Origin of the sequence: Oerskovia sp. NPDC060287 (assembly GCF_042726775.1) — a bacterium.
GTDB lineage: Bacteria > Actinomycetota > Actinomycetes > Actinomycetales > Cellulomonadaceae > Oerskovia > Oerskovia merdavium.
Window position 1 is genome coordinate 14,076 of the sequence record NZ_JBHXBO010000017.1, and the last position, 21,248, is coordinate 35,323.

Annotated in this window: 17 protein-coding genes and 1 riboswitch; of the genes, 11 read left to right on the forward strand and 6 right to left on the reverse strand. The window is 72.0% G+C overall.

Features of this window, described 5'->3' with window-relative positions:
• Position 1: 1 nt before the first annotated feature.
• Genes ACFWFR_RS02985 through ACFWFR_RS02995 form a run of 3 tightly spaced genes read left to right on the forward strand, consistent with a single transcriptional unit; the run spans position 2 to position 5,968 of the window.
• On the forward strand, positions 2–1,063 hold the full coding sequence (locus ACFWFR_RS02985) for a DUF3027 domain-containing protein (protein WP_377621085.1): 1,062 nt from the start codon (positions 2–4) through the stop codon (positions 1,061–1,063).
• On the forward strand, positions 1,060–4,665 hold the full coding sequence (locus ACFWFR_RS02990) for an ATP-binding protein (RefSeq protein ID WP_377621086.1): 3,606 nt from the start codon (positions 1,060–1,062) through the stop codon (positions 4,663–4,665). Before ACFWFR_RS02985 ends, ACFWFR_RS02990 begins: the two co-directional genes overlap by 4 nt.
• Positions 4,666–4,690: 25 nt before the next feature.
• A complete protein-coding gene (locus tag ACFWFR_RS02995; protein WP_191801973.1) occupies positions 4,691–5,968 on the forward strand; it encodes an MFS transporter in 1,278 nt (425 codons plus the stop codon).
• 40 nt (positions 5,969–6,008) lie between these two features.
• On the opposite strand, the gene ACFWFR_RS03000 is transcribed toward ACFWFR_RS02995, so the two are convergent.
• Both ACFWFR_RS03000 and ACFWFR_RS03005 read right to left on the reverse strand, forming a co-directional pair.
• Positions 6,009–7,118 (reverse strand): fatty acid desaturase family protein, encoded by a 1,110-nt coding sequence (locus ACFWFR_RS03000; protein ID WP_377619435.1) that lies wholly within the window; start codon positions 7,116–7,118, stop codon positions 6,009–6,011.
• 149 nt (positions 7,119–7,267) lie between these two features.
• Positions 7,268–7,516, reverse strand: a complete 249-nt coding sequence (locus ACFWFR_RS03005) for a DUF2530 domain-containing protein (RefSeq protein ID WP_225220090.1) — start codon at positions 7,514–7,516, stop codon at positions 7,268–7,270.
• A gap of 589 nt (positions 7,517–8,105) precedes the next feature.
• Between ACFWFR_RS03005 and ACFWFR_RS03010 the strand changes: the two genes are divergently transcribed.
• The 5 genes from ACFWFR_RS03010 to ACFWFR_RS03030 all read left to right on the forward strand — a co-directional run bounded on the left by ACFWFR_RS03010 (position 8,106) and on the right by ACFWFR_RS03030 (position 14,369).
• Positions 8,106–9,623, forward strand: a complete 1,518-nt coding sequence (locus ACFWFR_RS03010) for a sugar transferase (RefSeq protein ID WP_191801966.1) — start codon at positions 8,106–8,108, stop codon at positions 9,621–9,623.
• Between the two features lie 68 nt (positions 9,624–9,691).
• Positions 9,692–11,161, forward strand: coding sequence for an NCS2 family permease (locus tag ACFWFR_RS03015; RefSeq protein WP_377621087.1), 1,470 nt, complete (start codon positions 9,692–9,694; stop codon positions 11,159–11,161).
• A gap of 16 nt (positions 11,162–11,177) precedes the next feature.
• Positions 11,178–12,461 (forward strand): mannose-6-phosphate isomerase, class I, encoded by a 1,284-nt coding sequence (gene manA, locus ACFWFR_RS03020; RefSeq protein WP_377621089.1) that lies wholly within the window; start codon positions 11,178–11,180, stop codon positions 12,459–12,461.
• 100 nt (positions 12,462–12,561) lie between these two features.
• Complete coding sequence (locus ACFWFR_RS03025) at positions 12,562–13,029, forward strand: MarR family winged helix-turn-helix transcriptional regulator (protein WP_377621090.1); 468 nt, start codon at positions 12,562–12,564, stop codon at positions 13,027–13,029.
• Positions 13,026–14,369 carry an MFS transporter gene (locus tag ACFWFR_RS03030; RefSeq protein WP_191800540.1) on the forward strand — a complete coding sequence of 448 codons (1,344 nt, stop codon included), beginning with the start codon at positions 13,026–13,028 and terminating at the stop codon, positions 14,367–14,369. Before ACFWFR_RS03025 ends, ACFWFR_RS03030 begins: the two co-directional genes overlap by 4 nt.
• 112 nt (positions 14,370–14,481) lie before the next feature.
• On the opposite strand, the gene serC is transcribed toward ACFWFR_RS03030, so the two are convergent.
• Positions 14,482–15,615, reverse strand: coding sequence for a phosphoserine transaminase (gene serC, locus ACFWFR_RS03035; RefSeq protein WP_377621093.1), 1,134 nt, complete (start codon positions 15,613–15,615; stop codon positions 14,482–14,484).
• A gap of 132 nt (positions 15,616–15,747) precedes the next feature.
• Here serC and ACFWFR_RS03040 point away from each other — a divergent pair, with 132 nt between their 5' ends.
• The 3 genes from ACFWFR_RS03040 (at position 15,748) to ACFWFR_RS03050 (ending at position 18,918) form a co-directional block, all read left to right on the forward strand.
• A complete protein-coding gene (locus ACFWFR_RS03040; RefSeq protein WP_377621095.1) occupies positions 15,748–16,464 on the forward strand; it encodes an iron dependent repressor, metal binding and dimerization domain protein in 717 nt (238 codons plus the stop codon).
• A 220-nt stretch (positions 16,465–16,684) separates the two neighbouring features.
• Positions 16,685–16,874: riboswitch (cyclic di-AMP (ydaO/yuaA leader) on the forward strand.
• Between the two features lie 149 nt (positions 16,875–17,023).
• The gene (locus ACFWFR_RS03045; protein ID WP_377619421.1) at positions 17,024–17,662 is read left to right on the forward strand and encodes a C40 family peptidase; all 639 of its coding nucleotides are present in this window, start codon (positions 17,024–17,026) and stop codon (positions 17,660–17,662) included.
• A gap of 311 nt (positions 17,663–17,973) precedes the next feature.
• Positions 17,974–18,918, forward strand: coding sequence for a universal stress protein (locus ACFWFR_RS03050; RefSeq protein ID WP_377619419.1), 945 nt, complete (start codon positions 17,974–17,976; stop codon positions 18,916–18,918).
• An 83-nt stretch (positions 18,919–19,001) separates the two neighbouring features.
• Here ACFWFR_RS03050 and ACFWFR_RS03055 read toward each other — a convergent pair whose 3' ends face one another.
• The 3 genes from ACFWFR_RS03055 to ACFWFR_RS03065 form a co-directional block, all read right to left on the reverse strand.
• The gene (locus ACFWFR_RS03055) at positions 19,002–19,844 is read right to left on the reverse strand and encodes an ABC transporter permease (protein ID WP_191800532.1); all 843 of its coding nucleotides are present in this window, start codon (positions 19,842–19,844) and stop codon (positions 19,002–19,004) included.
• Positions 19,844–20,881, reverse strand: coding sequence for an ATP-binding cassette domain-containing protein (locus tag ACFWFR_RS03060; protein ID WP_377621097.1), 1,038 nt, complete (start codon positions 20,879–20,881; stop codon positions 19,844–19,846). The genes ACFWFR_RS03055 and ACFWFR_RS03060 overlap by 1 nt, the downstream gene beginning before the upstream one ends.
• Positions 20,878–21,248: histidine kinase N-terminal domain-containing protein (locus tag ACFWFR_RS03065; RefSeq protein WP_377621099.1), on the reverse strand; the 371-nt coding region annotated here is incomplete at its 5' end. The genes ACFWFR_RS03065 and ACFWFR_RS03060, both read right to left, overlap by 4 nt.

A 21,248-nucleotide genomic window follows, 5' to 3' on the forward strand; every position in this document is an offset into this window, starting at 1 on the left:
CATGGCTGCCGTGGCCGCCGCTGAAGGACCGACCGTTCGTCGCGTGAGCGCGCGCGCCGCCAAGGACGCCGTGCTCACGGGTGCGGTGGACCTGGCGCGCGCCGCGGCGGAGCAGGTCGCCGAGCACCCCGGGGACGTCGGGGAGCACCTGGGGACCCTCGCCGTCGAGGACCGCCTGATCTCCCACCTGTTCGCCTGCACCATGCTCGGGTACCGGGGGTGGCGCTGGACGGTGACGCTCGCGCGTGTGCCGCGCGGTCGGGTCGCGACGGTGTGCGAGGTCGAGCTCCTGCCGGGCGACGGCGCGATCCTGGCTCCCGAGTGGCTGCCGTGGTCGGAGCGTCTGCGCCCCGGCGACATCGGTGCGGGCGACGTCCTGCCCTTCCAGGCGGACGACCCGCGCCTCGAGCCGGGCTACGTGCCGACGGGCGACGAGGAGCAGGACGAGGTCGCGATCGAGGAGCTCGCGCTCGCTCGCGTCCGTGTCCTCTCGCCGCAGGGTCGGGACGAGGCCGCCGAGCGCTGGTACCGCGGCACGCGGGGCCCCACGGCGCCGGGCGCGGTCGCGTCGAGCGCCGAGTGCGGGTCGTGCGGCTTCCTGGTCCCGCTCCAGGGGGCGCTCGGGCAGCTCTTCGCGGTCTGCGCCAACCCGTGGTCCCCCGACGACGGCAAGGTCGTGAGCCTCGACCACGGGTGCGGGGCGCACTCCGAGACGGACGTCGAGCCGCACCCGACGGACTGGCCCGCGCCGGACCCGTTGATCGACGAGATGGACGTCGAGATCGTCCAGCTCCTCGACGCTGCGCAGGCGTCGAGCGAGACGGCCGAGCCGGCGGCGGACGGCGGCACGGTGCGTGTCGACGTCCCGGTCGACGTCGAGGTCCCTGCCGAGGCTGCCGCCGTGGAGCGTTCGGCCGAGGTCGAGGCAAGCATCCAGCTCGCGCTGTCGCGCATCACGCTGCCCGAGCCGGGGACCTCGTCGGCCGGATCCTCGGGTGACGGGCCGGGCGACGAGCCCTCCGACCCGGGCGAGGGCGCGGCACCGGACGAGCCCACACGGTGACCGAGGACGCCTTCGGGACAGCGGCCCTGCGCCGGGCTGTCACGGAGGCGTGGCTCGCGTCGCCGACTCGCTTCCGCGAGGACGCGAACACCGAGGAGGACCACGCGCGCGGCTACTACCGCGACCGCGTGGTCGTCGAGCTGGCGCAGAACGCGGCCGACGCCGCGGCGCACGCGCGCGCCCCGGGCCGTCTGGTCCTGCGCCTCGCGCCGGACGCTTCGGGGTCCTGGTGGCTCACGGCCGAGAACTCGGGCGAGCCCCTGGACGCGCGCGGTGTCGCGTCGTTGGCGTCGATGCGCGCCTCGGCGAAGGTCGTCCCCACGAAGCGCGCATCGGACGGGGCACGCCGGGCCTTCCCCGCCACGGCGTCCGGTTCCGGCCCGACGGCGGAGCTCCAGCCAGTGGGCGAGGGGCCCGGGCGCGTGGGCCGGTTCGGCGTGGGCTTCGCGGCCGTGCGGTCGGTGGCCGACGAGATCGTGGTCCGGTCGACGCTGGGCGGCGTCGTGTTCTCGCTCGACCGCACGCGTGACGCCCTGGACGGGCTCACGCGAGCGCCCGGGGGGGAGCGTGCGGAGCAGGCGGACGCAGACCGGCTCGCGGCAGCGGTCCTCGAACGGGGAGCCGCGCTCCCGGTGCTGCGGCTCCCGTTCCCCACGGACCCGCTGCCGGCGTCGCCCGCAGGTCCGACGCTCGCCGGGCTCGAGCCGTCGCAGGGCCGGGACCTCGCGGGTCCCGACCGTGCGGAGGGCGCTCGCGAACCGGGCGGACCGTGGGCGCCGGACACCGTCGTGTCGCTGCGTCTGCGGGACGAGCAGGCGGTCCTGGCAGTGCGTCACCAGCTCGACGAGCTCGACGACGCGCTGCTCCTCGCTCTGCCCGCGCTCGCCGAGGTCGTCGTGGTCGTCGCGGACACCGGCGAGGTGCGCCACCTCCAGGACGCCGATGCACGGTGGACCGTGCTGCGTGAGGCAGGGGAGAGCTCCGCCGACCTGCTCGCGTCGCTCCCGGTCGAGCAACAGCACGCGGGGTGGTCGCTCCTGTGGGCCCTGCCGCACGAGCCGACCGCGGTCTCCGGCCTGCTGCACGCGCCCACCCCGACGGACGAGCGGCTGACCTTCCCCGCGCTCCTCATCGCGTCCTTCCCGCTCGACCCGAGCAGGCGTCACGTCCTGCCCGGCCCCGTGACGGAGGATCTTGCGGCGCGGGCGGGCGAGGCCTATGCGCGTCTCCTCGCCCGACTGGCGGCGTGGGACGCGGGCGGCGCGAGCATCGCGGCCTCGGTGCCGGACGTCCAGACCGGTCACCTTCCCGGCATCGGCCGCAGCCACGTCCCCGGCCATGTCCCCGGCAACGTCCTCGGGCTCGTCCCGACGGGCCTGCCCACGAGCGAGGTCGACGCGCGGATCCGTGAGGTGGCCCTCGACGCCCTGCGGGGCACACGGCTGCTCGCCCCGGTCAGGGAGGACAGAGCGGCGACGGCGCACAGGGACGACCAGGACGAGCCTGACGCCGCTCGGTACCTCGTCGCGCCGCGCGACGCCCAGGTCCTCGCGGGCGAGGTGGGCCGCGACCCGGACGTGCTCCGGGTCCTCGGGCGCTGGGTGCCCGGGCTCGTGGACGTCCCGTCGCCGTTCCTCGCGGTCGCGCGCTCGTTGGGCGTGCAGTCCCGTGACCTGGCCGACGTGCTCGACGAGCTCCCCGCGGGCATGGGGCCCAGCAGCTGGCGCGAGGTCTACGCGGTCCTCGCGCCGCACCGGGGGCAGCCGGGGGTGCTCGACGCGCTCGGGGCGGTCACGGTGCCGCTCGCGGACGGCCGCACGGTGCGGGGGGCGCGCGGCACGCTCCTGCTGAGCCCGGGCGACGAGGTCCCGGGCGCGGACGGCGCGTCCGGCGCCGCTGGTTCCTCGCCGTTCCTCGCGCTCGCGCGCTCGCTCGGCCTGCGGCTCGTCCACCCGGAGGCCGCGCACCCGCTCCTCGAACGCCTGGGGGCCACGGTGTCCTCGGCGCGCACGCTCCTCGAGGAGCCCGCGGTCAGGGACCACGTCCTGCATCTCGCGGACGAGGCCGCGGACGGCGACCCTCTCCTGGGCGACCTCGCGGACGTGGGCGACGACGGGCCGGCGCTGTGGACGAGCAGGTCGCCCGCGCTGGACGCCGAGGCCGACATGCCCGCCCCCGATCCCGACGCCGCCCAGGGCGACGTACCCTCCCAGGTGCCCTCCGCCGTCGGGCAGGTGCTCGCCCTGGTGCGGGCCGCGCTCGACGAGGGCGCGCTGCCCGCCGAGCTGCCCTTCTGGCTCGGAGAGCTCCCCCTGCCCACGGCCGACGGCGACCTGTCCCCGGCGCGTGAGTGCGTGCTGCCCGGGTCGTGGGCTGCCGAGCACCTCGACGGGCTGGTGCCGCTCGCAGCGGAGGCCGAGCCGTCGGGCGCGTGGAGCGAGGACGTCCTGCGCGCGGTGGGTGTCCAGGCCGACGTGTCGGTCTACCGGGTCGCGGACGTCCTGACCCCGTGGGCCAGGGGGACCGACCTGGCCGACGACGCGGCCGACCCGGCCGACCCGCAGTCCTGGCTCGCAGGCTGGACCGACTACCTGGACTTCCTCGCGGGACTGCACGGCGGCGGGGCGTACGTGGGCGACCTCGACGGGGTCGCGGACCTCGACGCCGTGGCCGACGACGCCTGGCCCGCCTTCCTCGCGCGCCTCGCGCACGACCCCGACGCCCGTGCGGCCCTCCTCGATCCCGTCCGGGGACAGGGGAGCGCGCGGGCGGGGGACGCACCCTCTTACACCGCGTGGTGGCTGCGCCGGCACCTCGGCGCGCCCTTCGCGGCGCAGCCGGGCACCGTCCCCTTCCTCGCCGACCCGCCACCGGCCGTGCGCGGTCTGGACGCCGAGGTGGTGCGCGCGCTGGGCGGGGTCGTCCGGCTCGAGGACCTGGACCCGGCGGACTGGTCGGGGTACCTCGCCGCGCTGCCCGACGTCGGCACGCCCCTCCCGCTGACCGCCTCGCTCGCGGTGTGGCGCGGGCTGGGTGCGCTCGCGCGGCGCGTCCCGGCTGCGGACGTGCTCGACGAGCTGCCCGAGCGGCTGCCCGGCCTGCGCGGGGGGCGCGCGACGTGCGTCGCCGCCGAGGACCTGGCGGTCGCGACGAGCGCCATGTGGGCGCAGGTGCGGACCGTGCTGCCCGTCGCGCCGGACGGCGCGGGTGACGCCGTGCGCGCGGGCGAGGCCCTCGCGGACCTGCTCGACCTCCCCCTGCTCCCGACCCCGAGGAGCACGGACGTCCCCCTGCCCGACGGCGAGGGCTCGCGCCAGGTGGTCGACGCCCGCGTCGTAGGGCTCGTCGAGGGAGTGCCTGAGCACTGGTTCGAGCACGACGTCCTGACCGTGGACGGTGTCGAGGTCGACTGGTGGGTGTGCGCGGGAGGTGGCGGCCCGGAGGTGCATGCCGCGACGACGTCGGGCCTCGCACGCGGTCTCGCCGCAGCGGCCGGGCGCGCGGACACGCGGTACCTCCTCGAGGTCGCGCTCCTGGACCCCGACGCGGCCGACGAGCTGCTCGCCGAGTCGGCGTGGGACGGGGCTGACCCTCCGCGATGAGCCGCAGCACCACGGACAGCGCCGCATGAGCCGCGCGACGCCGTCGGACGACGCCCCCGCGAGCCGCGCGGCGCCCTCGACCGACGGGCCCTCGGGCATCTTCGACCGCCGGCTCGTGGGCGGTGTGTACGTCCCCACGTTCGTGTTCGAGGCCGGGGTCAGCGCGATCGTGCCCGTGATCGCGCTGACCGCTCTCTCGATGGGCGCGGGGATCGCGCTCGCGGGGTTCGTCGTGGCGCTCCTGGGGATCGGGCAGATCGCTGGGGACGTGCCCGCGGGCGCGTTCGCGGCGAGGTTCGGCGACCGGCGGGCCATGATGACGGCCGCCGCGGCGTCGGTCGTGGGTCTGGTCGCGTGCGCGCTCGCGCCCAACCTGTGGGTCCTGGGCGCCGGGGTGTTCTGCGTCGGCGTGACCAACGCGGTCTTCATGCTCGCTCGGCAGGCCTACCTGACCGAGGTCACGCCCGTGCTCAAGCGTGCCCGCGCGCTCTCGACGCTCGCGGGCACCCACCGGATCGGGGCGTTCGTCGGCCCGTTCGCGGCGGCGGCCGTGCTCGCGGTGTGGGACCTGCAGGCTGCGTACTGGCTGGCCGTGGGGACGAGCCTGCTCGCGGGGCTCGTGACGCTCGTGGTGCCCGACGTCGCGGCCGGGTCCACCGAGCACCGCAGGACCGTGGCACCGGTGAGCTTCCGGACCGTCCTGGTCCAGAACCGGCGGGTGTTCGCGACGCTCGGGCTCGCGGTCGTCATGGTCGGCGCGACGCGTGCGGCGCGCCAGGTCGTGCTGCCCCTGTGGTCGGACCAGCTGGGGTTCAGCCCGGCGACGACGAGCGTGATCTTCGGGCTGTCCGGTGCGGTCGACATGCTGCTCTTCTACCCGGCCGGCAAGGTCATGGACCGGATGGGTCGGCTGTGGGTCGCGATCCCCTGCATGGTGGTCCTGGGCGGGGCGATCGTCGTGCTGCCGCTCACGAGCACGGTCGCCGGGGTGGCCGTCGTCGCGATGGTCATGGGGTTCGGCAACGGGATCGGTTCGGGGATCCTCATGACGCTCGGGGCCGACGTCGCCCCGCCGGACGTCCGCGCCCAGTTCCTCGGGATCTGGCGCCTCTTCCAGGACTCGGGGGCCGCGCTGGGCCCGCTCGTCGTCTCGGCAGGGGCTGCGCTCGGCAGCCTCGCGGGCGGGATCGTCGCGTCCGGGTCGATCGGGCTGCTCGGCGCGGTCGCGCTCGCGAGGTGGGTGCCGCGATGGTCCGTGCACGCGAACCGGACCACACGCCGTCGGGCCGGGATCGAGACCTAGTCCCGATCACCGGCCCGTGGCGGTGCGTCCGGCGGTGTGCTCAGCGTGCCGAGCGGTACTGCGCCGTCAGGGGGCACTGGAACGGGTCGCGCGAGGCGATGCCCACCCGGTTGAGGTACGCGATGACGATCCGGTAGGAGTCGATCAGCGTCGTCTCGGTGTACTTGATGCCCTTGGCCTGGCAGAACTCGATGACCATGGGGCGGACCTTGCGCAGCGCGGGGCTCGGCATGCTGGGGAAGAGGTGGTGCTCGACCTGGAAGTTGAGGCCGCCCATGAAGACGTCGACGGCGCGGCCGCCGCGGATGTTGCGGCTCATCAGGACCTGGCGGCGCAGGAAGTCGATCTTGACGTCGGGCGCGATGACCGGCATGCCCTTGTGGTTGGGCGCGAACGAGGCGCCCATGAGAAAGCCGAACACGGCGAGCTCGACGCCGATGAACGCGAACGCGATGCCCACGGGCATGAGCAGGAAGACCGCTGCGACGAACCCGACGAGCCGGATCGTGACGAACGTGATCTCGACCGCGCGACGCTTGACCGGCTCCTTGCCGAAGATCGTCTTGAGGCCGTTGACGTGCAGGTTGAGGCCCTCGAGGAGCAGGAGCGGGAAGAACCAGTAGCCCTGGTGCGACGCGAGCCACCCTCGGATCCCGGTCTTGGGCTTCTCGAGGGTCTCGGTCTCCCACACGAGGACGCCGTTGATCATGTCCGGGTCGGTACCCAGGACGTTGGGCTTCTGGTGGTGCTTGGAGTGCTTGTGCAGCCACCAGCCGTAGCTGAGCCCGCCGAAGAGGTTCGCGATGACCAGGCTCGCCCAGTCGTTCCACTGGCCCGAGCGGAAGATCTGGCGGTGCGCCGCGTCGTGGCCGAGGAACGCCATCTGCGTGAACAGCACGCCCAGCGCGCCCGCGATCGCGAGCTGCCACCACGAGTCGCCCAGGAGGACCATGCCCACGCCGCACGCGGCGAGCAGCGCCACGATGCCCGCGAACCGCGCCCAGTAGTAGGCGTAGCGGCGGCGCATGAGCCCGGTCTCCTGGACCATGCGCGTCAGCTCGGAGAAGTCGCTGACCTGTCGCTGCCGAGCCGACGGGGCCTTCGACTGAGGAGGGTCGAGGTCCAGTACCGCGCTGCTAGCCGTCATCATCGTCCGCTCGTGGATCGGGGGGCGGACGCAGAACAAGACGCCGCGTGATCGACTCTACGAACGGGGCAGGTGAAGAACTATGGGGCTGTCCCCCCTATCGGGAGGGCGGCGCGGGAAGCGGGCCGACGAAGGCCCCCGGCGAGTGCTGCTCACTCGGACGAGCGGTACTCCGCGCGGTTCCTGCGCTCCCACGCGAGCCCGACGACCCCGAGCAGGAGGCCGGCGCCGCACGTCGCGGGTGCCTCGTACGTCGCGTGGCCGAGCACGAGCAGGACGAGGGAGACGGCGAGGGCGATCGCCCAGAGGGACATCCCGACGAGAGCCACGTGGCGCAGGTCGACGCGGAGCGCCGGCGGGTTGGGGCGGCGCCGCTCCGGGTGGATCAGGAGGGAGATCATCGAGGGCACGCGACGAGTCTAGTGCCGGTCGCGTGCAGGGGGGAGCGGGTGAAAAGACCGAGCGCGACGAGCAGGCCGGAGTGGACGTGCCGGCCGTGCGGGGGCGCCCCGGTGCGTGCTGAGGCGGCTCCGGGCCCGCTGAATGCCCTCATTCCGGCACGATGCCCCTTTCACCCGGTGATCGGCGTCACAACCCCAGGGCTCGCCCATCTCTCCTGTGTGAGACGAACGATGGACGAGGGTTCCGTCGGCGCCTCGACAGCCGCTAGTATCCGAAGGCTCGATGAACGCTCGGATCTGGACGCACGTCCAGGTTTCGGGGTGGCGCACCGCAGCGTCCCCCAGGAGATCACTTCGTCGGGACCTTTATTTGGACGGTCGTCCGACTCCCATTCTTGCTTCAGCCCCCACGGGTGCTCCCTGCCCGGAAGCGCTGAATCACAAGGCTGAGACCCGGGCGTCTGCAACCTTCTCACCCGGGTGAAAAGGCGTTCGCAGCATTCTTATTACCTGAGGGCGGCTCCTAGTATGAGTCGTTCCGCGCAGTCAAGAAGTCGGCTGCAGGACTTTATCGAGAGGTAGCCGGGCCATGGCCGGAAGCGTCATCCACGACACGCGTCGTGGACTCCGCCACATCTTCACCGCATCGCCTGCTGCTCCTCTCCGGGCGGCCCGTGCGTCGTTCGCCGAGGTCTCCTGGGACAGGTCGTACCGGATCCGCCTCGTGGCGACCGACACGCTCGCCATCATGGTCGGGGTCGTCGCCGCCTACTTCCTGCGCTGGGACAAGTTCATCAGCCAGCCGGTCCGTGAGGACGTCGGCGTCCCGTACCTGGTCCTGAGCGTGCTGATCGGCGTCGCCTGGGCAGGTTCGCTCGCGTTCTCCAAGACGCGGGACGTGCGGATCGTCGGCAGCGGGCCCACCGAGTACCAGCGGGTCTTCGACTCCTCGTGGCGGTTGTTCGCCGTCCTGGCGATCCTCGCCTTCCTCTTCCGCTTCCCGGAGGGGCGCGGCTACCTCGTCGTCGCGTTCCCCCTGGGGCTCGGGGGTCTCCTCCTGGGGCGCTACCTCTGGCGCCAGTGGCTCCACCGCAAGCGTGCCGCCGGCTCGCACCGGACCGCTGTCCTGGCGATCGGCCACCGCGACCAGGCCGAGCGGCTGATCCGCGACCTCAATGAGCGCGACAGCTCGGGCTACCGCGTCGTGGCGGTGTGCATCCCCAGCGGCCCTGTGCGTGACGGCGACTCGATCCTGGGCGTCCCGATCCTCGGGGACCTGCGGTCCGCGGGCCAGATCGCCGCACGGGTCGAGGCCGGGTGCGTCGCGGTGAGCGGCTCGGACGCCGTGACCGCGGACGTCGTGCGGCACCTGAGCTGGGAGCTCGAGCCCGTCGGGGTCGACCTCATGCTCACGACCGAGCTGGTCGACGTGGCCGGTCCGCGCATCACCATCACCCCCGCGGAGTCGGTGTCGCTCCTCCACGTCGACGCCCCGCGGTTCACGGGCCCCAAGTTCGTGTTCAAGTCGATCTCGGACTGGTTCGGCGCGGCGATCCTCACGGTGCTGCTCCTGCCCGTGCTGATCACGGTGGGTCTCGCGGTGTGGCTCACGAGCAAGGGCCCCGTCTTCTACTCGCAGCGGCGTGTGGGCCGCAACGGCGAGACCTTCTCGATGCTCAAGTTCCGCTCGATGCGCGTGGACGCGGAGCTCGACCTCACGGCGCTCGCGCAGGCGAACGAGGGGTCCGGGCTGCTGTTCAAGATCCGCGACGACCCGCGCGTGACCCCGGTGGGTCGTTTCATCCGCCGGTACTCGCTCGACGAGCTGCCCCAGATCTTCAACGTGCTGCGCGGGGACATGAGCCTCGTGGGCCCGCGCCCGCCCCTGCCGCGCGAGGTCAGCCAGTACGAGAAGAAGGTGCGTCGCCGCCTCCTGGTCAAGCCGGGCCTCACGGGCCTGTGGCAGGTGGGTGGCCGCTCGGACCTCTCCTGGGAGGAGAGCGTGCGCCTCGACGTGTACTACGTGGAGAACTGGACCATGTTCGGCGACTTCCTGATCCTGGCCCGCACGGCGCGTGCCGTGGTGTCGGGGCACGGGGCGTACTGAGCGTCGTTCACTAGCACGTAACGCCACCGATTCGGGGGCGCGACACGACATCTGGCACCATTCTCCCCATGACCACCACGACTGACGAGCGCGAAGCACCCCCGCGTTCCAGCGGCATCGACCGCTTCTTCAAGATCACCGAGCGCGGCTCGACCATCGGCGCGGAGATCCGTGGCGGTCTCGTCACGTTCTTCGCGATGTCCTACATCATCATCCTGAACCCGATCATCCTCTCGGGTGCGGACGGCACGGGCCGCTTCCTGGGCGGCGGCACCGACGGGCCGAACATGGCCATGATCGCGGCCACCACGGCGCTCGTCGCCGGGATCATGACCATCGCGATGGGCGTCTTCGCGAACTACCCCATGGCTCTGGCCGCAGGCCTCGGCCTCAACGCGGTCGTCGCGTTCACGATCGCCACGATCCCCGACGTCACGTGGGCCGACGCGATGGGCATCGTGGTCATCGAGGGCCTCATCATCCTCGTGCTCGTCCTCACGGGCTTCCGGGAGGCCGTGTTCCGCGCCGTCCCGGTCGAGCTCAAGACCGCGATCAGCGTCGGTATCGGCCTGTTCATCGCGCTCGTCGGCCTGGTCAACGCGGGCTTCGTCGCCTCGGGCGGCGGGACGCCGCTCCAGCTCGGTGCGACCGGGTCGCTCGCGGGCTGGCCCATCCTCGTCTTCGTGGTGGGCCTGGTCCTCATGATCGTCCTGTGGGTCCGCAAGGTCCGGGGCGCGATCCTCATCTCGATCCTCGCTGCGACGGTTCTCGCGGTGGTCATCCAGGCGATCGCGGGCGTCGGCACCAAGGGGGCCGGTGCGGCGAACGGCTGGAGCCTGAACGCCCCGGCCCTCGACGGCAGCCCGGTCTCCGTGCCGGACTTCGGGCTGCTCGGCCAGTTCTCGCTGCTGGGCTCGATCGAGAAGGTCGGCGTCGTCACGGTCGTGCTGCTCGTCTTCTCGCTGCTCCTCGCGGACTTCTTCGACACCATGGGCACCATGGTCGCCGTGGGCTCGGAGGGCGGCCTGCTCGACGAGACGGGCAACCCGCCCAGGTCGCGCGCGATCCTGGTCGTCGACTCGATCGCGGCCGCCGCCGGCGGCGCTGCGAGCGTCTCGTCCAACACGAGCTACGTGGAGTCGACGACCGGCGTGGGCGAGGGGGCTCGCACAGGCCTCTCGGCTGTCGTGACCGGCATCGCGTTCCTGCTGGCGACGTTCCTCTCGCCGCTCGTCGCCCTGGTCCCGAGCGAGGCCGCAGCGCCCGCCCTGGTCCTCGTCGGCTTCCTCATGATGACCCAGATCACGGGCATCAAGTGGAACAACGTCGAGGTGGCCATCCCGGCATTCCTCACGATCGCGCTCATGCCCTTCACGTACTCGATCACGGCCGGGATCGGTGCGGGCTTCCTGGCGTTCGTGGTCATCAAGCTGGCGCTGGGCAAGATCAAGGCGATCCACCCGCTCATGTGGGTGGCCGCGGCCGCGTTCGTCATCTACTTCACCCTCGACCCGATCAGCGACGCCCTGGGCGTCTGACGTACGCTCGCTGGCGATGACCTCGCCGATCCTGCACCTGACGCCCACGCTCCAGTCCTACGACTGGGGTTCGAGGAGTGCCCTGCACTCCCTGCTGGGGCTGGAGCAGGACGGAGGTCCCCTCGCCGAGATGTGGATGGGGGCACACCCGAAGGGCCCGTCGTCGGCTTCGGCCGACGGCGGGCCTTCGGCGTCCTTGGCGGACCTGATCCACGCCGACCCGGTCGCGATGCTCGGGCAGCGTGTGCTGGACGAGTACGGACCTCGTCTGCCGTACCTGCTCAAGGTGCTCGCGGCCGACCGGGCGCTGTCGCTGCAGGTCCACCCGCAGCCGCACCGTGCGCGGGCCGGGTTCACCCGTGAGAACCGGGCAGGCATCCCGCGGGGGTCCGCGGAGCGCAGCTTCCACGACGACCAGCACAAGCCGGAGATGGTCGTCGCGATCAGCCGCTTCGAGGGGCTCTCGGGGTTCCGTCGCCCGGCGCGGGTGCTGGAGCTGCTCGACGGGCTGCGCGGGGACCTGGTCGCGCAGATGCGGGTCGCGCTCGAGGCACGTCCCTCGGTGGCCGGGCTGGAGGAGGCGTTCACGCTCGCGCTGCACGCGAGGACCCTGCCCGACGTCGCAGCGGACCTGGCCGTGACCGTCGCCGACGTCGCCGCTCGTCTGGGTGCAGGCACGGCGTCGCCGCGCGCTGACGCGACGGTCGTGGCCCTCGCGGAGCAGCACCCGGGGGATCCCGGGGCGATCGTGTCGATGATGCTCAACCGTGTCACGCTCGAGCCGGGGGAGGCGATGTTCGTCCCGGCCGGGCACGTGCACGCCTATCTCTCCGGGTGTGCGGTCGAGGTCATGTCGAGCTCGGACAATGTGCTGCGCGCGGGGCTGACCACCAAGCGGGTCGACGTCGAGGCGCTGCTGGAGTGCGTCGTGTACTCGCCGGGGCCCGCGGCGCGCCCACGGGTCCGGCCGCTCGGGGTGGGGCGCGAGCCGCGAGGTCCGGGCATCCGAGCGGGCGTCAGCGGGCTCCGCGAGTACCGGGCGGCGATCCCGGAGTTCGCGCTCGTCATGGGTGAGCTGTCGGTCGACGACGGAGCCGTGACGGTGCAGGCCGAAGGTCCCCGGATAGTCCTCGTCCTCGACGGGCAGGTCGAGGTGGGATGCCCTGAGGCAGGACGCGGCGACGGGGGTGGGTCACGGCGTGCGAAGGTGCGCGCGGGCGAGTCGGTCTTCGTCCCGCACGCTGCAGGAACCCTGGTGCTGCGTGGGTCGGGCCGGACGGTCGTCGCCTACGTGCCCTGAGGTCGTCGTCCGCCACGGGCGCCTCCGCCGACACCTGGAGAGGTCGTGATCTCGCTCACGATCCATTTCATTACTTAAGGTAATGAGTTAGGGTAAGGAGATGCCTGCTGCGGAACCGACCACGCCCTCGTCCCCCACGAAGGCGCAGTGTCGGCCCGCGACCCTCGGCGGCGACCTGCGTGTCGCCCTGACCCGCGTCTCGCGTGCGCTGCGCTCGCAGCGCGGCGGCGCCGACCTCCCCGAGGGCCAGTTCGGGGTCCTGACCGTGCTCCACAAGCACGGCGGCATGACCCCCGGAGCGCTGGCCACGCACGAGCGCATCCGGCCGCCCTCCATGACGCGCACCGTCAACGCGCTCGTCGAGCTGGGGCTGGTCCACAAGGTCGAGCACCCCACTGACGGACGCCAGGTCGTCGTCGCGCTGACCGACGCCGGCGTGCTCGAGGTCAAGGAGACCCGGCGCCGCCGCGACGCGTGGCTCACCCAGCAGCTGACCAGCCTGACCCGCGAAGAAAGAGAGACCTTGGCCCGCGCCAGTGACCTGTTGACCCGGATCGCCGCACGATGAGCGCGACGTTCTCCTCCCTCAAGTACTACAACTACCGCCTGTGGTTCGGCTCCGCGCTCGTCGCGAACGTCGGGACCTGGATGCAGCGCATCGCCCAGGACTGGCTCGTCCTGACGGTGCTCACGGCGAACTCCGGCGTGGCCGTCGGAGTCATCACGGCCCTGCAGTTCGCGCCCGTCCTCGCGCTGTCCGCGTGGGCGGGCGTCCTGGCGGACCGCCTGCCGCGCCGCAAGATGCTCATGGCCACGCAGGGCGCCTCGGGCGTGCTCGCGCTCGGGCTCGGCGCCCTCGTGCTCTCGGGGCACGTCGAGCTGTGGCACGTCTACGGGTTCGCGCTCGCGCTGGGGTGCGTGTCCGCGCTCGACGGCCCCGTGCGCCAGACGTTCGTCGCCGAGATGGTGCCGAGCGACAAGCTGTCCAACGCCGTGGGCCTCAACAGCGCGTCGTTCAACGCGGCCCGGTTGATCGGCCCCGGCGTCGCGGGCCTGCTGATCGCCGCGGTGGGCACGGGCTGGGTGTTCATCATCAACGGCATCAGCTTCGGCGCGACCATCTTCGCGCTGTCCCGGATGCGCACGCGCGAGATGCACAAGCTGCCCAGCGCGTCGCGCGAGAAGGGGCAGATCCGCGAGGGCATCCGCTACGTGCGCGGGCGCTCCGACATCATCGTCATCATGGTGGTGCTGAGCGTCGTCTCCACGTTCGGGCTCAACTTCCAGCTCACGTCCGCCATGATGGCGCGCGTCGAGTTCGGCATGGGCGCGGGCGAGTACGGGATGCTCGGGTCGATCCTCGCGATCGGCTCGCTGACCGGCGCCCTCATGGCGGCGCGGCGTGAACGGCCGCGCGTGCGGCTCGTGATCGGATCCGCGTTCGGCTTCGCGGTGGCCACGGGGGTCATGGCTCTCATGCCGAGCTACACGACGTTCGCGCTCGCGTGCATCCCGGTCGGCTTCGCGTCGCTGACCATGATGACCGCGGCCAACACGACCATCCAGATGACGACCGACCCCGTGATGCGTGGGCGCGTCATGTCCTTGTACATGATCGTGTTCCTCGGGGCGACGCCCGTCGGCGCGCCGATCGTCGGCTGGATCGCCGAGGCCTACGGGCCCCGCTGGGCGATCGGGATCGGCTCCATCACGGCGTTGCTGGTCTCGGTGGGCGCGGCGATCTGGGCCATGCGGAACTGGAAGTTCACGGTCAGCTACCGCGTGACGCAGCGCCCGCACCTCCTGGTGACCTACCCCGTGGGCGGCGCCGCGCGGCGTGCGAGCCGCAGCGACACGCGCGGGCAGCTGGGCGTCGACGACGCGCAGGACGTGGCCGAGGCGGCCTGACCTCGCTCGGCCGCGGGCCGAGCCGGCGTACCGGCGACCGCGCCGAGCCGGCACGCACGCACGTGGCCCGCCCCGGACTTCCCGGGACGGGCCACCTCCGTGCGGGGGAGGCTCAGGCCAGCGCGTCGACCACGAAGTCGATGCTCTGCGTGAGCAGCTCGACGTCCGTGGGCTCGATCGCGGGGAACATCCCGATGCGCAGCTGGTTGCGGCCCAGCTTGCGGTACGGGAACACGTCGAGGATGCCGTTGGCACGCAGCGCCGCGATGACCTGGGTCGCGTCGATCGACTTGTCCAGGTCGACGGTCCCGACGACGGTGGACCGGTCCTCGGGGCGCGTCACGAACGGCGTGGCCCACTCGCGCGACTCGGCCCACGCGTAGAGCGTGCGTGCCGAGGTCGCCGAGCGGGCGCTCGACCACGCGAGGCCGCCCTGCTCGTTGAGCCAGTCGACCTGCTCGGCGAACGTCACGAGCGTCGAGACCGACGGCGTGTTGAGCGTCTGGTCCTGGCGCGAGTTCGTCAGCGCGGCCTGGAGCGAGAGGAACTCGGGGACCCACCGGTCGCCGGACTCGATCTCCTCGAGGCGCGCGACGGCGTCGGGCGACAGGATCGCGACCCAGAGCCCGCCGTCGGACCCGAAGACCTTCTGCGGCGCGAAGTAGTAGACGTCGGTCTCGGCGAGGTCGACCGGGAGGGCGCCCGCGCCCGACGTCGCGTCCACGAGCGTCAGCGCACCCTGCTCGCGCGACCCCTGGACGCGGCGCACGGGGGCCATGGCCCCCGTCGAGGTCTCGTTGTGGGGCCAGGCGTAGACGTCGACGCCGTCCGCGAGCTGGGGCACCGCGACCGACCCCGGGGGAGCGGTGATGACCTGCGAGGGCTCGAGGAACGGTGCGCGCGTGGTCGCGGTCGCGAACTTGGCGCCGAACTCGCCGAACGCGGCGTGCTGGGCGCGCTCGCGCACCAGGCACAGCGTCGCGACGTCCCAGAACGCCGAGGAGCCGCCGTTGCCGAGCACGACCTCGTATCCCTCGGGGGCGTCGAACAGGTCCGTGAGGCCCGAGCGGATCCGGCGGACCAGGGACTTGACCGGCGCCTGACGGTGGGACGTGCCGAGCACGGACGTGCCGGCCTCGACGAGCGCGCGCACCTGTGCGTCGCGGACCTTGGAGGGGCCGCAGCCGAAGCGGCCGTCGCTGGGCAGCAGGTGCGGGGGGACGGTGATCTGGGTGGGCTCAGGCACAGGGCAACGATAGTCCGGCCTGGCGCGAACACCGCCGGGCGTCCACAATGTCGGTGGCTCGGACCTAAACTAGGGTCAGCGGCCCGCCGGTGCGGCAGGTGCCCCCAAGCCCTCAAGCGACAGGAGCGCGACGTGACCGACCTGATCGACACCACCGAGATGTATCTGAAGACCATCTACGAGCTCGACGAGGAGGGCATCGTCCCCCTGCGTGCGCGCATCGCGGAGCGACTCGGACACTCGGGACCCACCGTCTCCCAGACGGTGGCCCGCATGGAGCGGGACGGTCTCGTCGTCGTGACGGGGGACCGTCACCTCGAGCTCACCCCGGACGGCCACGCCAAGGCCCAGCGCGTCATGCGCAAGCACCGCCTCGCGGAGCGCCTGCTGACGGACGTCATCAAGCTCGACTGGGAGTTCGTGCACGTCGAGGCCTGCCGGTGGGAGCACGTCATGAGCGAGCTCGTCGAGAAGCGCCTCATCGGCCTGCTCGACCACCCGCACTACGACCCGTACGGCAACCCCATCCCGGGGCTCTCGGAGCTGGGTGAGGACATCCAGGAGATCGAGTACCTCGACGGCGTGGTCTCGCTGCCCGCGTACGTGGCCGCCGCGGACCGTGCGGGGCGCGAGCCCGGCGAGCTGCGCGTCGTCGTGCAGCGCATCGCGGAGCCGCTCCAGACGGACACGGACCTGCTGGCCCGCATCGCGGCCGCGGGCATCCTGCCGCGTCAGGAGGTCACGGTCACGCCGGAGGCGGGGTCGTTCACGGTGTCCGCGGAAGGCGCGGAGACGGTCCTCGACCTGCCCGACGACGTCGCTCGCCACATCTTCGTCACCGCGCCCTGAGCGCAGCGCACGCCGCGTCCTACCACCGCCCCGCACCCCCGTCGTGGGGTGCGGGGCGGGGTGCGTCCGGGCCGTTCGCGGGGTGCCCGGGGCAACGATCCTGTGGTGGTTCGTCCTGCTATACCAGGCTTTTCCAGGGCGTCGTGACGGGAACGTGACATTCACCCGGAGGTCGTGTACGTTCGGTTCTGCTTCACGGATGAATCGTCCGTCGAGGCCCTCACGCGGAACGCCGAACCCTGTCACCGCGAGAGGAGCACCACGACCCGATGACAGGGACGGGGGACCCAAATTCGGGTACCGGAAACGGTGCCCTTGGGGTGAAGCCAGACGGACCTCGGTCCTGACGGCCGGGTGATTCTCCCACCCGAACCCGACAGCTGACCTCGCAGGCGTCCAGGAGAGGTATCCAGTGAACGCAGTCACGACCGGCGCACGCCACCGTGCAGCGCGACGCCCGCTTTCCACACTTGCTTCGGCGGCGACGGCTTCCTCCGTCGGCCGCCGCACCGCTGTCGTCGCTGCCTCGTCGGGACTGATCGTCTCGATGCTCGGCGCGATGCCCGCCACCGCTGCGCCCGTCGACCACGACACGGCCAAGCTCAACACCGTCGACCTGAACGCACTCACGACGCAGGCCCGCGCCGCGCTCGAGTCCGCTCCGTCCGTCACGGTCGCCGCTGAGGCCGGCTTCACGATCGAGAGCGCGGCCGTCGCCGTGACCCCCGCTCCTGAGCCCGAGCCCGAGCCGGTCGTCGAGCGTGCCACGCAGGCCACCTCGCGTTCCGCAGCTCGCACCGCGACCACCTCCGCCACGACCTCCACGACCGAGAAGGCGGCTTCGGTCTCCGTCCCGGCCTCGGCCAACGGCAGCGCGATCGTCTCGATCGCCAGCCGCTACGTGGGCGTCCCGTACGTCTACGGGGGCACCACCCCGGACGGCTTCGACTGCTCCGGCTTCACGAGCTACGTCTTCGCACAGGTCGGCATCACGCTGCCTCGCCAGTCGAGCGCCCAGGGCAACGTCGGCACCAAGGTGTCGCGCGCCGACGCCCAGCCCGGCGACCTGATCTGGACCCCCGGCCACATCTCGATCTACGCCGGTGACAACATGCAGATCGACGCGCCGCGCCCCGGCAAGACGATCCAGTTCCGTCAGATCTGGCAGTCGAACCCCACGTTCATCCGCGTCGCCTGAGAACCCGCAAGGTCCTCTGAGCGGCTCGCTCGCACAGAACCCCGTCGCCCCGCCTCGTGCGGGACGGCGGGGTTCTGTCGTCGGCCCCGGTGGTCAGCACCGGCGGAGTGCTGCGAGGCCCCTCCTGCGCCAGGAGGCGACCGTCTCGGGAGCTGTTCCGGCGCTGGGGACACGGAGGAGGGCGGGCATCAGGGGTGCTGACACCGCGATGACGCACGACAGGAACGAACCCTGTGCCTCGGTGGACTTTGCCTGTTCTTTCGATAGGTTTGTCTCAGGATGGCGCTTCGCCATCGGGAGGAGATGAAACCATGACTCGTGCAGAGATCGTGCTCGTCGGGGTCGACGGTTCGGCGCCCAGCCTGCACGCCCTGGACTGGGCTGCTGCGTACGCGCGACAGGTCGGCTGGCCCCTGCACGTCGTGTGTTCGTACTCGCTCCCGTCGTTCACCGCGGCCTCGCTCGACGGCGGCTACGCGGCCCTGGACGACACCGCGATCCAGGAGGGCGCCAAGGCCGTCCTGGCCGAGGCCACCCAGCGTGCCGAGGCGGCGGGCGTCAGGACGACCGCCGCGATAGCGACCGGTGACGCAGCAGGTGTCCTGGTCGAGCTCTCCAAGGACTACGGCCTCGTGGTCGTCGGGACACGGGGCCGTGGTGGGTTCACCGAGCGTCTGCTCGGCACCGTCTCGTCGGCGCTGCCTGCGCACTCGCGGTGCCCCACGGTCGTCGTCCCGCTCAAGTCGGGCGGGGACGACGGTGACCTCCCGGCGATCCAGCCGCTCAAGCGGATCGTGGTCGGCGTCGACGGCTCGCCGTCCGCGGACATCGCGCTGCGGCACGCCATCAGGCAGGCCAGGGCGTGGGACGCCGAGCTCGTCGCGGTCGCCGGGGTGCCCGTGGGGGCCGGTGCGGGGCTGCTCGCGTGGCTGCCGGCCTCGATCGACCACCAGCAGGTCCTCGACGACATCACCGAGGGCCTCAACGTCATCGTGGACCGGCACGAGGCCGAGAACCCCGACGTCCCCATCAAGCGGATCGTCCTCGACGGCACGGGCGCCGAGCTCCTCACGGAGTTCTCGACGGCCTCGGACCTCGTCGTGGTCGGGTCGCGCGGACGCGGAGGGTTCACGGGCCTGCTCCTGGGATCGACGAGCCAGGCCGTCCTGCACCACTCGGCCTGCCCGGTCATGGTCGTGACCAAGCGCTGCGAGGACGAGAAGCCCCCCGCGGCGAAGGACGCGACGACGGACTGACGTCGCCCGCCCACGTGAGCACGCTCGAGCGGGCGTGACCCTCGAGGTCACGCCCGCTCTGACGTGCCGACGGTCTGGCGGGATCAGTTGCGGGTGCGGTACAGGTGCATCGTGATCGGCGCGAAGACGGCCGTGAGCAGTACCGAGGCCAGCAGCACCCAGCCGATCTGGTCGAACGTCGCGGTGCCCGCCATGAGTGCGCGGACCGCAGTCGCGAGGTGGCTCACGGGGTTGATCTCGGCCCAGGCGCGCAGCGCGGAGGGCATGGTGTCCGGGTTGACGAAGATGTTCGACGCGAAGGTCAACGGCATGAGGACCAGCATCGAGACGCCCATGACCGCGTTGGGGGTGCGCATCACGAGCCCCAGGATCGTGAAGATCCAGCTGATCGCGAAGGCGAAGACCAGCAGCAGGGCCACGGCCAGCAGGACGCCGACCACCCCGCCGGCGGGCCGGAACCCGATCGCGAGTCCCAGACCCACCGTGATGGCCGACGCGATCGTGTACCTGACCGTGTCTCCCATGAGCGCGCCGACGATCGGGGCGGGACGCCAGATCGGCAACGACCGGAAGCGGTCGAATACGCCCTTGGTGATGTCCGTGTTGAGGGTGAACCCCGTGTAGACCGTGATGATCAGGACCGTCTGCACCAGGATGCCCGGCAGCAGGTACTGCAGGTAGGTCGTGGTGTCGCCGGCGATCGCCCCGCCGAACAGGTACGTGAACATGAGCGTGAAGATGATCGGCGTCAGCGTGACGTCGAACAGCTGCTCGGGGACGTGCTTGATCTTGAGAAGTGCCCGCCACGCGAACGTCAGGGTGTTGGCGAGCGGCGAGGGTCGGGTCGGGTGCTGGTCGATCGCGATGGCCTCGCGCAGGGTCTGTGCCTCCGGGGTGGTGATCACCTCGGTCTGGGTCGCGGCCATCAGGCCACCTCCTCAGCGTCGTTCGCCGTGCCGCGGTCGTTCCTGATGCCGCTGCCGTTCGCAGGGTCGTCCTGGTCCTCCTCGTCGACCGGCTGGCCCGTGAGTGCCAGGAACACCTCGTCGAGGCTCGGCTGCCCGAGCGTGAACTCCGGTACCCCGATGCCCGCGTCCGCGAGAGCGGGCAGGAGCTGTGCTGCCAGGTCCGCGCCGTCGTCGGGCACGCGCGCCGAGAACGCGTACGGGTCCGGCGCGAGCACGACCTCCGCGCGCAGCACGCGCTCGACGATCTCCGCGGCCCGGAGCCGGTCGCCCGAGTCCGCGAGCCGCAGGCTCACCGACCCCTCGCCGACCGAGCGCTTGAGCTCGGTCGCGGTGCCCTCGGCGATGACCTTGCCGTGGTCGATCACGGCGATGCGGTCCGCGAGCTGGTCGGCCTCCTCGAGGTACTGGGTCGTGAGCAGCACGGTCGCGCCGTCGGCCACGAGCACGCGCACGATGTCCCACACCTGGTTGCGGCTGCGCGGGTCGAGCCCCGTGGTCGGTTCGTCGAGGAACAGCACCCGCGGGCTCATGACGAGGCTCGCCGCGAGGTCGATGCGGCGGCGCATGCCGCCCGAGTACGTCTTGACGGGCCGGTTCGCGGCCTCGGCGATGCCGAACGCCTCCATGAGGTCCATGCCCCGGCGCCTGGCTGCGGGCTTCGAGAACCCGTAGAGGCGCGCGATGACGATGAGGTTCTCCGCGCCGGTCAGATCCTCGTCGACCGACGCGTACTGGCCCGTGAGGCCCACGAGCGAGCGGACGGCGTCGGGCTGGGCCAGGACGTCGTGCCCCAGGACGTGGGCCGTGCCTGCGTCGGGGCGCAGGAGGGTCGTGAGCATGCGGACGGCCGTGGTCTTGCCCGCGCCGTTGGGACCGAGGACCCCGTAGACCGTGCCGGTCGGCACGGCGAGGTCGATCCCGTCGACGGCCCGGGTCTCCTTGAAGTGCTTGACGAGGCCGTGGGCCTCGATCGCGAGATCTGGTGCGCTGGTCATACGTGCTCCCTGTGTCGTGGGTGGTGCACGGGTCTGTCCAGGGTCGACCTGCGGCGGCGCGAGAACTCATCGGTGCCGCTCGGGGCGAGGTCGAGCATGGGGCGCCGGCCGCGCGGGACCAGGTGGCCGACCATGTCGTTCTGGTACGAGGTCGGGCCCGTGTTCGGGCGCATCTGGGCGACCGAGACGTAGCGGGTGCCGTCCCGGGTGGGGACCCACAGGATCAGGTCGGCGAAGGAGAGGTCGGAGAGGAGCTGCCACTCCGAGACCAGCAGGTGCTGCGGCCTCGAGGCGACGGCGCAGCCGGAGCTGGGACACCGCGATGAAGACCCAGACGACGAGCAGCGCCGAGCCCACCGCATTGAGC

What these genes read in the sequence shown, in the direction of transcription:
- ACFWFR_RS02985 (WP_377621085.1), top strand. Translation starts at nt 2, where the DNA reads ATGGCTGCCGTGGCCGCCGCTGAAGGACCGACCGTTCGTCGCGTGAGC.
- ACFWFR_RS02995 (WP_191801973.1), top strand. Translation starts at nt 4,691, where the DNA reads ATGAGCCGCGCGACGCCGTCGGACGACGCCCCCGCGAGCCGCGCGGCG.
- ACFWFR_RS03000 (WP_377619435.1), bottom strand. Translation starts at nt 7,118, where the DNA reads ATGATGACGGCTAGCAGCGCGGTACTGGACCTCGACCCTCCTCAGTCG.
- ACFWFR_RS03005 (WP_225220090.1), bottom strand. Translation starts at nt 7,516, where the DNA reads ATGATCTCCCTCCTGATCCACCCGGAGCGGCGCCGCCCCAACCCGCCG.
- ACFWFR_RS03010 (WP_191801966.1), top strand. Translation starts at nt 8,106, where the DNA reads ATGGCCGGAAGCGTCATCCACGACACGCGTCGTGGACTCCGCCACATC.
- ACFWFR_RS03015 (WP_377621087.1), top strand. Translation starts at nt 9,692, where the DNA reads ATGACCACCACGACTGACGAGCGCGAAGCACCCCCGCGTTCCAGCGGC.
- manA (WP_377621089.1), top strand. Translation starts at nt 11,178, where the DNA reads ATGACCTCGCCGATCCTGCACCTGACGCCCACGCTCCAGTCCTACGAC.
- ACFWFR_RS03025 (WP_377621090.1), top strand. Translation starts at nt 12,562, where the DNA reads ATGCCTGCTGCGGAACCGACCACGCCCTCGTCCCCCACGAAGGCGCAG.
- ACFWFR_RS03030 (WP_191800540.1), top strand. Translation starts at nt 13,026, where the DNA reads ATGAGCGCGACGTTCTCCTCCCTCAAGTACTACAACTACCGCCTGTGG.
- ACFWFR_RS03045 (WP_377619421.1), top strand. Translation starts at nt 17,024, where the DNA reads ATGCCCGCCACCGCTGCGCCCGTCGACCACGACACGGCCAAGCTCAAC.
- ACFWFR_RS03050 (WP_377619419.1), top strand. Translation starts at nt 17,974, where the DNA reads ATGACTCGTGCAGAGATCGTGCTCGTCGGGGTCGACGGTTCGGCGCCC.
- ACFWFR_RS03055 (WP_191800532.1), bottom strand. Translation starts at nt 19,844, where the DNA reads ATGGCCGCGACCCAGACCGAGGTGATCACCACCCCGGAGGCACAGACC.
- ACFWFR_RS03060 (WP_377621097.1), bottom strand. Translation starts at nt 20,881, where the DNA reads ATGACCAGCGCACCAGATCTCGCGATCGAGGCCCACGGCCTCGTCAAG.